This is a genomic window from Serratia sp. CoH_134_PS_4, from assembly GCF_058190535.1.
The window spans coordinates 220995-232677 of the sequence record NZ_JBXWKI010000001.1; the positions used below are offsets into that span (position 1 = coordinate 220995).

The window sequence follows — 11683 nt, forward strand, 5'->3', positions numbered from 1 at the left end:
ATTATATCGGGGCCTTTTTAATGTCATTCAGAATAGAGACAGGGAACTAAAATCGAAAATTTGTCCTGGACTGATACCACAAGCAAGAATTCTCACTGTGTTACCGTTTGAACCCGGGTTGACCAGGATATCGTGGATTGTCCGGGTGTTACTCATATAAAACTGTGCATAAAACAGGTTGCCTATCTGTACCCAAGGTACCGTGTCACTTTCGATAAGATCGGTATAGTTATCGTTAAAACTCCGTGCCCATATTCCTGTTGAAACACTTGGCTCAGGCGTGCCAGGTGGCACACTCGCATTTGGGTCACCAATGGATGAGGCGACTGCCCAAAAGGTTCTATTACCGATACTCCGATGAATGCGCTGCAGAATGCCCTTGTATCTTGGGTTAGCACCGGTTGATGTGATTTGATTGCTGTTTGCCGTCAAATTACCATCTATTGACCAGTTGACTGGCTGACTAGTGGTATCGACATCAACCAGGCTGGCATTATCAAGGTAGTTCTGCGGTGCAGAGGTCAACTGATATACACGCTGGGCAATAGTGATTTCCCCTCTGAGCAGGTTATATCCGCTGGCGTTATTAAGTGCGCCATTCGTCCATAGCGGCATAACGCTGTTACTGAAAGCCAACTGATAGCCACTGTCAGCCGCAAAATATATAGCCTGCGGTGAAAGGGTACCTTTAGGATTATTGGCTGTAGAAAATGTCACATTGGTGATGTGAACCGGCGTAATATTTTGGCGAGATACCGATTTTTTTAACACCAGGAACCCCCCGTCGAGGTCACCATAATCATTAATGTAAGAGCCGTTGGCGATCTGAATATTTGCTGCAGAGTCAGAGTCGATCTCAAAACAGGTGCCGTTACGGTCGGCCATAAAGTTGGTCAGACTGACGCCACCTAAGTAGCTGGTTCCTAACGTCGTGGATCTCAGGAAGACTTTTTTGCCATAGGCGAAAACGTTGGTCAAAAAGGTATTGTCATGGCGATCCAGGTTAAAAGCGCATGAACCTTCCACTGTTAGTGAGGCTGTGACTGCTTTTTCTGTCGGGCGAACGACGTTAGGATTAACATGAACATTAGTAAATCTGTTTATTTCTCGGCTCCCGGAGATCTTGTAATCACAACGGATAGCCCAGCCGTAAATACTATCGAAGTAGTTGGCTTCGCCACTAGCATTAACGAAGTCATAAGCACCTACATAGCGACAATGTGATACCGACAACGTGCCTGTTGAAGTGATCGTTGCCCCGTACTGTCTGAATTGCGCACTACTTTCCGCGGTATAGATCTGATCTGGATACAAGAATGACCAGCCATCAAAAACCACGTCTCGAGCACAGCTGAAGCATGTCACCCCCACCGGCTTACGGATAATAAATGCACTGTCGTCCGTAAGCCCCGCGCGGGCAGGGCCGTTGGTCGTATTGCTGGAAGGCCCTTGTGCCATGGCTGTGCGATTCCCTTTTAGGGTGACTCCCGCAGGAACGGTAATCGCAGTGGCTCTGTTAAGCAGATATTGTGCATTATTGCTGGTAAAGACGATTTTGTTCTTCAGTGAAGAGACTGCTTTGATGGCGGCTTCTACAGCATCATCTGAAGAGGTTAAACCCGTTGGGTCTGCACCAAAATCGTCGAAGGTGATCCTATTGCCGAACCTTTTCCAACGCGCGCCTGAGGCGGTGACAATCACTGTGCCATTGTTGTCGACGCTGGTGCTATCCGTTGTGTCATAGTAGAACTTACCGGATCCTTGATGACTACCCGCCTGATGGGAAATCAGAAATACGACTTGACCATTCTCAGTAGGTGCATAGGCTCGGAGTGCATTGATACTATCGATATATTGTAATGTCGTCATGGCGTTATCCTCTATTGGGGTCATCGCCATTGTAGGAGAAGGTAACATTTTTAATGCAACGTTCCCGTGTCGGTGAGACATGACACAACACGTTGAGACGAAAGTGTTAGGAGTGGGGTTTTTACCATGTGTTAAGGGCCCAACATGTGCTGAGCCCTTAAAGCAGGAAGGGGTTAAGGCTTTTTCGCCACTAACACGGCACGCAGTGGGGCGGGATAGCCTTCGATGGTCTTGCTCGAATCGTTTGGATCGAGGAACTCGGCCAGTGACTCGCTGGTCATCCAATCGGTGCGACGCTGTTCATCGGTACTGGTTACGCACATGTCGGCGATCCTTACATCGACGAAACCGCATTTCTCCAGCCAGCACTTCAGGGCTTCAGCCGACGGAATAAAGTACACGTTGCGCATTTGCGCATAACGGTCACCCGGGACCAGCACTTGATTGCGATCGCCTTCTATCACCAGCGTTTCCAGTACCAGCTCGCCTTCGTTGACCAATTGGTTTTTCAACTGGTACAGGTGATCCAGTGGCGAACGACGGTGATAGAGCACCCCCATCGAAAAGACGGTATCAAAGGCAGCCAACTCTGGCAGTTGTTCGATACCGAGGGGCAACAGATGAGCACGCTGATCGCCGCCCAACAGCTTACGCACCGCTTCGAACTGACACAGGAACAGTTGCATCGGATCAATACCTACCGCCAATTGGGCACCGGCACCCAGCATACGCCACAGGTGATAACCGCTGCCGCAGCCGACATCGAGAATGGTACGACCGGCCAGTGGTGAAATGTGCGGTAATACGCGATCCCATTTCCAGTCAGAGTGCCATTCGGTATCGATATCAATGCCGTACAAGGAGAACGGGCCTTTACGCCACGGCATCATGGTGCGCAGCATTTTCTCGATGCCTTCCAACTGGCCCGGTGACAGCGGTGAGTCCATATCGGCACGCACACCATTCAATAAATCGAGGCGGGTTGGTGTCAGTGCAGGCAGATGGTCAACGGAGTTAAACCACTGCTTGAACTTGCCATGGAGCGATTCACGCTGCCAGGCGCTGAGCTGGGCAGGGAGAGTATCCAGCCAGTGGCTGAGGTTGCTTTTCGCGATACGCTGGTAAAAATCACCAAACTCAATCATGCCGTGGCCCCCGATTTCAAGGCGATCAGTGAACCAAAGTTAAAGCACTGGAACCAAACTTCCGCATGTTCAAAACCGGCCTGTTTCAGGCGGGCTTTGTGGGCATCTACCGAGTCTGTCAGCATGACGTTTTCCAGCATGCTGCGCTTCTGGCTGATTTCCAGTTCGCTGTAGCCGTTGGCGCGTTTGAAATCGTGATGCATGTTGAACAGCAATTCGCCGACGTCGGCATCTTCAAAGCTGAACTTCTCTGACAATACCAACGCACCACCCGGACGTAGCCCAAGGTAGACCTTTTCCAGCAGGCGCAGACGGTCTGCGGGCTCGAGGAATTGCAGGGTAAAGTTCAACACGACCATCGAGGCGTTTTCGATTTTGATATCGAGGATATCCGCTTCGATAACCTCTACCGGCGTGTCGGCACGGAAGGCATCAATATGGCGGCGGCAACGTTCAACCATGGCCGGAGAGTTGTCGACGGCGATGATGTTGCAACCCGCCACCTTGATATTCCGTCGCATCGACAGCGTTGCTGCGCCCAGAGAGCATCCAAGATCATACACCTGGCTGTCGGGTTGAACGAAACGTTCGGCCAACATGCCAATCATTGAAATGATATTGGAATAGCCGGGGACGGAACGCTGAATCATGTCGGGGAACACTTCAGCAACGCGTTCGTCGAAGGTCCAGTCGCCTAATTTGGCGATCGGTGCAGAAAAAAGAGTATCGCGGTTTGGCATAGCGGCAAATCAGTTCAGAATTCGAAGGGGCATATTCTAACAGATAACGGCAAGAAAGCGCAGCGGAAGCAGGCGGCGTAGCCGCCTGAGGAGCAACAGGGGATCAATGCAGGCTGAAAATAAGATCCCATGGCAGATAGAAAATGTTGGCTAATACCATTAGCACCAACGAAATGTAGGTTGCCGCCATGCCTGAACGACGCCAGCGAACTTCACGATTACGTAAGCCGTAGTAATGCACCAGGCGACCGGCCATCAGCATCAGGCCGCAAATATGGATCATCCATATTTCAGCGCCGTTCATTTCCATGAGCACCAGCAGTACGGCTGCAATAGGAATGTATTCTACGGCATTACCGTGAACGCGGATGGCGGTCTGTAGCTCATAAAAGCCCCCGTCGCCGTAAGCAACCCGGTATTGCATCCTTAGCCTAACCACGTCATAAGAGAGTTTGATCAACAACAATGCGCCGAGCACTACATAAAGCGCGCTTACCATTTTTAACTCCATTCCCTAACCAAAACTGGCAGCGAGCATCATAGCTGCCATTGCAATCACTGTCGCGAGGAAAAATCTGATGTAATCAGTCAGATTAATCGGTTAAAACAGTGCATCCTGCTCCGGCCAGTCCGGTGGCGAGGGTAAATTCGGAATTGCCTGATACAGCTGCTGCCAGATTTTCTGCGCTTGTTGGGGAGAGTCGCCGTTATCCGGCGTATGGATAAACAGAAATGGCTGATGTTTTTGTTGCCAAAGGGGCAGTTTCTGCTGCCAGGCATCGAACCAGCGCAGGTTGTCCTGCAAGACGTCGCCACCGATAAAACGCACCAGCGGGTTGTTGGCCGTGACCAAGGCGTGCACCGGCAGCTTAGGCTTTTTCTGTTGTGCGTCACGTACGGCAGCGCTGTTGGGGATGGCATGATGTACGGGCCGGCTATCAAGGATGACCCGATTGATACCGCGCTGATGCAACCCCTGATTTAACAGCCGCTCTTCTTCCCCCTTGCCGAAGAACGCGGGGTGTCTAACCTCCACGCCGTAAGTAAATTCTTTCGGCAATGCATCAAAGAATTGCCACATCGCCGGCAATTCAGCCGGGCTAAAAGCCGCAGGCAATTGAAGCCAAAGCTGGCCAATGCGTTGATGAACGGGGCTCAGACACTGATAAAAGGCCTGCAGTTCAGCGGCGCAGTTGCGCAGCGCGGCCTGATGGCTGATGGTGGCGGGAAACTTGAAACAAAAGCGAAAATCGTCGTTGGTCATATCGCGCCAGCGCTGGACAATGTCCAGTTTAGGCAACGCGTAGAAGGTGGTATTGCCTTCCACGCAATTAAAATAGCGGCTGTAATCCGCCAGATCGCGCAGCCCGATACGGTGCCAGGCCGGGTGTTGCCACTGTGGGAGTCCGATATACATCAGGCTTGCTTCTTCCTTAATTATTCCCGTCAGTCTACACGTTAACGTTACTCGTCAAGTGCGGCAAGAATTTCGCGGGTGCTGCGTACACGCGCCAGCCGCGGGAAGATATTGTCGAAAGCAAACTGGTGCATTTCAGCGTTTGCTGTGCTGCACACGTCTTCGGCGATCACCAATTCGTAGCCGTGTTCCCAGGCGGCGCGGGCGGTAGATTCCACGCCAATATTGGTGGCAATTCCCCCTAGCACAATGGATTTAATGCCGCGGCGACGCAGTTGCAAGTCAAGATCGGTGCCATAAAATGCGCCCCATTGGCGTTTGGTCACCAGAATGTCGCTGTCACTCACTGCCAGAGCGTCAGGAAATTCCCACCAGTTGGCAGGCAGCCCGCCGGCTGGCGCGGGAGATGGCTTGTCTACCGGCTGTTTCAGCGCTTCAGCGAAGGAGTCTGACCAGCCGACGCGCACCAGGAACACCGGGGCCGCCAATGAACGGAAATGTGCGGCTAACTGTGCACCATGGGCAACAACACTCTCGGCGCTGTGCGGGCCTCCAGCATAGGGTAGAATGCCGTTTTGCAAATCAATCAACACCAGGGCAGTGGTGTGGGCATCAAGTTTCAACATGGTCATATCTCGTGACGAGGTGGATAAAATGCGCGCAAACGAAACCGCGCGCCAAACACGTGTTGATTCAGGCTACGTGAAAAAAGGGTCACCGGTTAATGGGAAATTTGTTAATCAATGTGTTATTTCGGGCAAAAACACGTCATTTAGTGCTGCAACAAAGCTGTGTTCGCACTTATCTGGCGCATGAATTTCCTTTATAATGATCGCCTTTTTTCAACACACTTTACGCCAAAGACCTATGCCGATTTATGAATATGCATGTGGTGCTTGCAGCCTTCGGTTAGAGAAACTGCAAAAATTTTCCGATGCGCCGCTGACAGATTGTCCGGCGTGTGGGCAGCCCGCGTTAACCAAGCTGATTTCTTCCACGGGGTTCCAGTTAAAGGGCACCGGTTGGTATGCAACAGACTTCAAACCGGGCAAGAAATAGAGTTCATCAGAAATTATCAGAAAACAGCCGTGTGGCAGGTGCCAAAAGCCCGCGCGGCATCGGCTTAAGCCAAAAGGATAGCGTATGCGTACTGAATATTGCGGGCAGTTGAATCTGTCCCACGTGGGCCAGGAAGTCACTCTGTGTGGTTGGGTCAACCGTCGTCGCGATCTGGGCGGCCTGATCTTTATTGATATGCGCGACCGCGAAGGCATCGTGCAGGTGTTCTTCGATCCAGACCAGAAGGTCGCGTTCGATAAGGCGTATGACCTGCGTAATGAATTCTGCATCCAGATCGTCGGCACAGTGCGTGCGCGTCCGGACAGCCAGATCAATAAAGATATGGCCACCGGTGAAGTCGAAGTCTTCGCCCATGCCCTGGAGATCATCAACCGCTCCGAACCATTGCCGCTGGACTCCAACCAGGTTAACAGCGAAGAAGCGCGCCTGAAGTATCGCTACCTGGATCTGCGTCGTCCTGAAATGGCTGACCGCTTGAAAACCCGCGCTAAAATCACCAGCTTTGTGCGTCGCTTTATGGACAGCCACGGCTTCCTCGACATCGAAACACCGATGCTGACCAAAGCTACGCCGGAAGGCGCGCGTGACTATCTGGTACCGAGTCGCGTGCATAAAGGCAAATTCTATGCGCTGCCGCAGTCACCACAGCTGTTCAAGCAGTTGCTGATGATGTCCGGTTTCGATCGCTACTATCAAATCGTCAAGTGCTTCCGTGACGAAGACTTGCGTGCTGATCGCCAGCCTGAATTTACCCAGATCGACGTGGAAACCTCTTTCATGACTGCCGAACAGGTACGTGAAGTGATGGAGAAACTGGCACGTGAACTGTGGCTGGACGTGAAGGGCGTTGATTTGGGCGATTTCCCGATCATGACCTTCGAAGAAGCCATGCGCCGTTACGGATCTGACAAGCCAGACCTGCGTAACCCGCTGGAGCTGGTGGACGTTGCCGATCTGGTAAAAGACGTGGAGTTCAAAGTCTTCTCCGGTCCGGCCAACGATGCTAAAGGCCGCGTCGCTGCCATTCGCGTTCCTGGCGGAGCGCAGTTGACCCGTAAATTGATCGACGAGTACGGTGCATTCGTTAATATTTATGGTGCTAAAGGCCTGGCTTGGCTGAAGGTTAATGACCGTGCCGCCGGCATGGAGGGTGTACAAAGCCCTATCGCCAAATTCCTCAGTGCGGACGTTCTGGAAGCTATCCTGGCGCGTACCAACGCACAGACTGGCGATATTCTGTTCTTCGGTGCCGACAGCTTCAAGATTGTGACTGATGCGATGGGCGCGCTGCGTCTGAAACTGGGCCGCGATCTGGAACTGACTAAACTGGACAGCTGGGCACCGCTGTGGGTGGTTGACTTCCCAATGTTCGAAGAGGACGGTGAAGGTGGTCTGGCAGCGATGCACCATCCGTTCACGGCACCACGCGACATGAGCCCGGAAGAGCTGGCCGTAACGCCAACCAACGCCATTGCCAACGCCTACGACATGGTGATTAACGGTTATGAAGTGGGTGGCGGTTCTGTACGTATTCACCGCAGTGAAATGCAGCAAACGGTCTTTAGCATCCTGGGCATTACCGAATACGAACAGCGTGAGAAATTCGGTTTCTTGTTGGACGCATTGAAGTACGGTACACCACCGCACGCCGGGCTGGCCTTCGGTTTGGATCGTTTGGTGATGCTGTTGACGGGTACTGACAACATCCGTGACGTTATCGCCTTCCCGAAAACCACGGCTGCGGCCTGTTTGATGACCGAAGCACCCAGCTTCGCCAATCCGACGTCGTTGCAGGAGCTGGCTATCTGTGTGGTAAAGAAAGCCTCTGCGGAACAAGAGAGCGAGTGATGAACTACAAGCGACCCGAGTCTATTCTGGTAGTGATTTATGCCATCTCCAGTGGCCGGGTGCTGATGTTACAGCGGCGCGATGATACGGAATTCTGGCAGTCGGTTACCGGCAGTCTGGAGGACGCAGAATCGCCGCCGCATGCCGCGCGGCGTGAGGTCAAGGAAGAAGTCGGCATCGATATCGAAGCAGAGAATCTGCCGTTGTTCGATTGCCAGCGCTGTGTGGAGTTTGAACTCTTTGTCCATTTGCGACATCGCTATGCCCCGGGGACCACGCGCAATAAAGAGCATTGGTTCTGTCTGGCTTTGCCTGAAGAGCGAGATCCGGTGATTACCGAGCATCACGCCTACCAGTGGCTTGACGCGGCGGAAGCCGTGAAACTGACCAAGTCCTGGAGCAATCAGCAGGCGATTGAAGAGTTTGTGATTAATTCAGTCCAGTAATTTTTTCGGAGATTTTTATGGCAGGTCATAGTAAGTGGGCCAACACAAAGCACCGTAAAGCAGCGCAAGATTCCAAGCGCGGTAAAATTTTCACCAAAATTATTCGCGAGCTGGTGACGGCTGCGAAACTGGGCGGTGGCGATCCGGGTGCTAACCCGCGTCTGCGCGCGGCGATCGATAAGGCGCTGTCTAACAACATGACGCGTGACACCCTGAACCGTGCTATCGCACGCGGTGTGGGTGGTGATGATGATTCCAACATGGAAACCATCATTTATGAAGGTTACGGCCCAGGCGGCACTGCCGTCATGATCGAATGCCTGAGTGACAACCGTAACCGTACCGTGGCAGAAGTGCGTCATGCCTTCACGAAATGCGGCGGAAACCTTGGTACCGATGGTTCAGTGGCTTACCTGTTCACCAAAAAAGGCGTAATCACTTACGCACCGGGTCTGGATGAAGACGTGGTAATGGAAGCAGCACTGGAAGCCGGCGCTGAGGATATCGTCAGCTACGACGATGGGGTGATCGACGTGTTCACCGCGTGGGAAAATCTCGGCGAAGTGAAAGATGCACTGACTGCTGCCGGCTTTACCGCTGAGTCAGCGGAAGTTTCCATGATCCCATCGACCAAGGCCGATATGGATGAAGAAACTGCACCTAAGTTGCTGCGTCTGATCGACATGCTGGAAGACTGTGACGACGTGCAGGAGGTTTACCACAACGGTGAGATCTCCGACGAAGTTGCAGCTACGCTGTAATCAGCTTGAAGTATGGCGCTGCTGCGTGGCAGCGCCTGGCAACATTAATGCCTAACGCAAGGTGGGTGTAGGGATGACGATCATACTCGGTATCGATCCCGGATCGCGCGTCACCGGTTACGGCCTTATTCGTCAGCAAGGCCGTCAGTTAAGCTATGTCGCCAGCGGCTGCATCCGCACCGTGGTGGATGACATGCCGACGCGTTTGAAGCTGATTTACGCCGGCGTCAGCGAAATCATTACCCAGTTTAAACCGGACTTTTTCGCCATTGAGCAGGTGTTTATGGCGAAAAACCCGGATTCGGCGCTCAAGCTTGGGCAGGCGCGCGGCGTGGCGATTGTCGCTGCCGTGAACCAGGATCTGGAAGTGTTTGAGTATGCGGCACGACAGGTAAAGCAGACGGTGGTCGGCACGGGCGCGGCGGAAAAGGCACAGGTGCAGCATATGGTGCGTTCGTTGCTTAAACTGTCGGCTAACCCCCAGGCTGATGCCGCCGATGCCTTGGCAATTGCCATTACCCACTGCCACCTCAGTCAAAATGTGCTGAGGATGAGTGAAGGGCGGTTGAACCTGGCGCGTGGGCGTTTAAAGTAGTGCTTAATCAGCGATAACTGAGGCTGGATATTCATCCAGCCTTTTTTATGTTATAAGCTTTACCAGCACGGCATGGCAGAAGGTCATGCTCAGGAATTCAGCAGGAGGGTAAATGATAGGTCGTCTCAGAGGATATATTCTGGAAAAGCAGCCGCCACTGGTATTACTGGAGGCAAACGGTGTGGGCTATGAAGTGCATATGCCGATGACCTGTTTTTATGAGCTGCCGGAGCTGGGGCAAGAGGCTATCGTGTTTACCCAATTTGTGGTGCGCGAAGATGCACAACTGCTGTATGGCTTTAATGATAAACAAGAGCGTGCGCTGTTCCGCGAGTTGATCAAAGTGAACGGCGTAGGGCCAAAGTTGGCGTTGGCTATTTTGTCCGGTATGTCTGCGCAACAGTTCGTCAGTGCGGTGGAACGCGAAGAGATCACGTCCTTGGTGAAATTACCGGGCGTGGGCAAAAAAACCGCAGAGCGCCTGGTCGTAGAAATGAAAGACCGCTTCAAAGGGCTTAATGGCGATCTGTTTAACAGCAGCAGCGAAATCACGCTGCCGGCCACTTCCGCACAAACCGTCGAGGTGGATGCTGAAGCTGAAGCCGCCTCTGCGCTGGTGGCATTGGGCTATAAACCGCAAGAGGCCAGCCGCATGGTAAGTAAAATCGCCAAGCCGGGTGCCGATTGCGAAACCCTGATCCGCGACGCGTTGCGCGCCGCGCTGTAAGCGCCGATAAGAGGTAGAGAATGATTGAAGCCGATCGCCTGATTTCTGCCGAGCCGATCAATGAAGAAGAAATTCTTGATCGCGCAATACGGCCGAAGCTGCTGACGGAATATGTTGGTCAGCCGCATGTCCGCGAGCAGATGGAAATCTTTATTCAGGCGGCCAAGCAGCGTGGCGATGCGCTGGACCATTTGCTGATCTTCGGCCCTCCAGGGTTGGGTAAAACCACGCTGGCCAATATCGTTGCTAATGAAATGGGCGTTAATTTGCGTACCACTTCCGGCCCGGTGCTGGAGAAGGCAGGGGATTTGGCGGCGATGCTGACCAATCTCGAACCGCACGACGTTCTGTTTATTGATGAAATCCACCGCCTTTCTCCAGTAGTAGAAGAAGTGCTGTATCCGGCGATGGAAGATTATCAACTGGACATTATGATCGGCGAAGGCCCCGCTGCACGTTCGATCAAGCTCGATTTGCCGCCTTTTACGTTGGTGGGCGCAACCACCCGTGCCGGTTCGCTGACATCGCCATTGCGTGACCGTTTCGGTATCGTGCAACGCCTGGAGTTTTATCAGGTTGCCGATTTGCAGCACATTGTTTCACGTAGCGCTAACTGCCTGGGGCTGGATCTGTCGGACGAAGGGGCGCATGAAGTGGCTCGTCGCGCGCGGGGGACTCCACGTATCGCTAATCGTTTGCTGCGCCGAGTGCGCGACTTCGCCGAAGTCCGCGCCAATGGCGTGATCAGCGGCGATGTGGCGATGCAAGCGCTGGACATGTTGAATGTTGACGCGGAAGGTTTCGACTACATGGACCGCAAGCTGCTACTGGCAATTATCGACAAATTCACCGGTGGACCTGTTGGTTTGGATAACTTGGCGGCTGCGATTGGCGAGGAACGAGAAACGATCGAGGACGTTATCGAGCCTTTCCTGATCCAGCAAGGTTTTATCCAGCGCACACCGCGTGGGCGCATGGCTACCAATCATGCTTATAAGCACTTTGGTATGGTGCGCGAAGAGTAAGTCTTGCGTGGTCATCTGCATGAAAAAGGG

Annotated in this window: 13 protein-coding genes; 7 read left to right on the forward strand and 6 right to left on the reverse strand. The window is 52.9% G+C overall.

The genetic code is table 11. The features are described from left to right. Positions 1 to 27: 27 nt before the first annotated feature. From AC2FCQ_RS01050 to AC2FCQ_RS01075, 6 genes are all read right to left on the reverse strand, one after another. The gene (locus AC2FCQ_RS01050; RefSeq protein ID WP_265553656.1) at positions 28 to 1869 is read right to left on the reverse strand and encodes a putative phage tail protein; all 1842 of its coding nucleotides are present in this window, start codon (positions 1867 to 1869) and stop codon (positions 28 to 30) included. A 173-nt stretch (positions 1870 to 2042) separates the two neighbouring features. Continuing rightward, positions 2043 to 3014: a tRNA 5-methoxyuridine(34)/uridine 5-oxyacetic acid(34) synthase CmoB gene (cmoB, locus tag AC2FCQ_RS01055; RefSeq protein WP_490308202.1), complete on the reverse strand. Its 972-nt coding sequence runs from the start codon at positions 3012 to 3014 to the stop codon at positions 2043 to 2045. Next, positions 3011 to 3754 (reverse strand): carboxy-S-adenosyl-L-methionine synthase CmoA, encoded by a 744-nt coding sequence (gene cmoA, locus AC2FCQ_RS01060; RefSeq protein WP_209634000.1) that lies wholly within the window; start codon positions 3752 to 3754, stop codon positions 3011 to 3013. The genes cmoB and cmoA overlap by 4 nt, the downstream gene beginning before the upstream one ends. Positions 3755 to 3857: 103 nt before the next feature. Further along, positions 3858 to 4253 carry an MAPEG family protein gene (locus tag AC2FCQ_RS01065; RefSeq protein WP_061806450.1) on the reverse strand — a complete coding sequence of 132 codons (396 nt, stop codon included), beginning with the start codon at positions 4251 to 4253 and terminating at the stop codon, positions 3858 to 3860. A gap of 102 nt (positions 4254 to 4355) precedes the next feature. After that, positions 4356 to 5171 (reverse strand): DUF72 domain-containing protein, encoded by an 816-nt coding sequence (locus tag AC2FCQ_RS01070; protein WP_490308203.1) that lies wholly within the window; start codon positions 5169 to 5171, stop codon positions 4356 to 4358. Positions 5172 to 5218: 47 nt separating this feature from the next. Next, positions 5219 to 5797 carry a hydrolase gene (locus tag AC2FCQ_RS01075; protein WP_490308204.1) on the reverse strand — a complete coding sequence of 193 codons (579 nt, stop codon included), beginning with the start codon at positions 5795 to 5797 and terminating at the stop codon, positions 5219 to 5221. A 241-nt stretch (positions 5798 to 6038) separates the two neighbouring features. On the opposite strand from AC2FCQ_RS01075, the gene AC2FCQ_RS01080 reads away from it, so the two are divergent. From AC2FCQ_RS01080 to ruvB, 7 genes are all read left to right on the forward strand, one after another. Continuing rightward, on the forward strand, positions 6039 to 6230 hold the full coding sequence (locus tag AC2FCQ_RS01080) for an FmdB family zinc ribbon protein (protein WP_037419991.1): 192 nt from the start codon (positions 6039 to 6041) through the stop codon (positions 6228 to 6230). Between the two features lie 84 nt (positions 6231 to 6314). After that, the gene (gene aspS / locus AC2FCQ_RS01085) at positions 6315 to 8099 is read left to right on the forward strand and encodes an aspartate--tRNA ligase (protein ID WP_490308206.1); all 1785 of its coding nucleotides are present in this window, start codon (positions 6315 to 6317) and stop codon (positions 8097 to 8099) included. After that, positions 8099 to 8545: a dihydroneopterin triphosphate diphosphatase gene (gene nudB / locus AC2FCQ_RS01090; protein ID WP_037419820.1), complete on the forward strand. Its 447-nt coding sequence runs from the start codon at positions 8099 to 8101 to the stop codon at positions 8543 to 8545. Before aspS ends, nudB begins: the two co-directional genes overlap by 1 nt. 17 nt (positions 8546 to 8562) lie before the next feature. Beyond that, entirely contained in the window at positions 8563 to 9306 is a 744-nt protein-coding gene (locus AC2FCQ_RS01095; protein WP_209633992.1) for a YebC/PmpR family DNA-binding transcriptional regulator, read from the forward strand. Positions 9307 to 9379: 73 nt separating this feature from the next. Continuing rightward, positions 9380 to 9901 carry a crossover junction endodeoxyribonuclease RuvC gene (gene ruvC / locus AC2FCQ_RS01100; protein ID WP_037419817.1) on the forward strand — a complete coding sequence of 174 codons (522 nt, stop codon included), beginning with the start codon at positions 9380 to 9382 and terminating at the stop codon, positions 9899 to 9901. A gap of 112 nt (positions 9902 to 10013) precedes the next feature. After that, entirely contained in the window at positions 10014 to 10628 is a 615-nt protein-coding gene (ruvA, locus tag AC2FCQ_RS01105) for a Holliday junction branch migration protein RuvA (protein WP_404759419.1), read from the forward strand. 20 nt (positions 10629 to 10648) lie between these two features. Further along, on the forward strand, positions 10649 to 11653 hold the full coding sequence (gene ruvB, locus AC2FCQ_RS01110) for a Holliday junction branch migration DNA helicase RuvB (RefSeq protein ID WP_209633989.1): 1005 nt from the start codon (positions 10649 to 10651) through the stop codon (positions 11651 to 11653). The last annotated feature ends 30 nt before the right edge of the window (positions 11654 to 11683 follow it).

Excerpts from the sequence above, each read along its gene's own strand:
- AC2FCQ_RS01050 (WP_265553656.1), bottom strand. The coding sequence starts at position 1,869 with ATGACGACATTACAATATATCGATAGTATCAATGCACTCCGAGCCTAT.
- cmoB (WP_490308202.1), bottom strand. The coding sequence starts at position 3,014 with ATGATTGAGTTTGGTGATTTTTACCAGCGTATCGCGAAAAGCAACCTC.
- cmoA (WP_209634000.1), bottom strand. The coding sequence starts at position 3,754 with ATGCCAAACCGCGATACTCTTTTTTCTGCACCGATCGCCAAATTAGGC.
- AC2FCQ_RS01065 (WP_061806450.1), bottom strand. The coding sequence starts at position 4,253 with ATGGTAAGCGCGCTTTATGTAGTGCTCGGCGCATTGTTGTTGATCAAA.
- AC2FCQ_RS01070 (WP_490308203.1), bottom strand. The coding sequence starts at position 5,171 with ATGTATATCGGACTCCCACAGTGGCAACACCCGGCCTGGCACCGTATC.
- AC2FCQ_RS01075 (WP_490308204.1), bottom strand. The coding sequence starts at position 5,797 with ATGTTGAAACTTGATGCCCACACCACTGCCCTGGTGTTGATTGATTTG.
- AC2FCQ_RS01080 (WP_037419991.1), top strand. The coding sequence starts at position 6,039 with ATGCCGATTTATGAATATGCATGTGGTGCTTGCAGCCTTCGGTTAGAG.
- aspS (WP_490308206.1), top strand. The coding sequence starts at position 6,315 with ATGCGTACTGAATATTGCGGGCAGTTGAATCTGTCCCACGTGGGCCAG.
- nudB (WP_037419820.1), top strand. The coding sequence starts at position 8,099 with ATGAACTACAAGCGACCCGAGTCTATTCTGGTAGTGATTTATGCCATC.
- AC2FCQ_RS01095 (WP_209633992.1), top strand. The coding sequence starts at position 8,563 with ATGGCAGGTCATAGTAAGTGGGCCAACACAAAGCACCGTAAAGCAGCG.
- ruvC (WP_037419817.1), top strand. The coding sequence starts at position 9,380 with ATGACGATCATACTCGGTATCGATCCCGGATCGCGCGTCACCGGTTAC.
- ruvA (WP_404759419.1), top strand. The coding sequence starts at position 10,014 with ATGATAGGTCGTCTCAGAGGATATATTCTGGAAAAGCAGCCGCCACTG.
- ruvB (WP_209633989.1), top strand. The coding sequence starts at position 10,649 with ATGATTGAAGCCGATCGCCTGATTTCTGCCGAGCCGATCAATGAAGAA.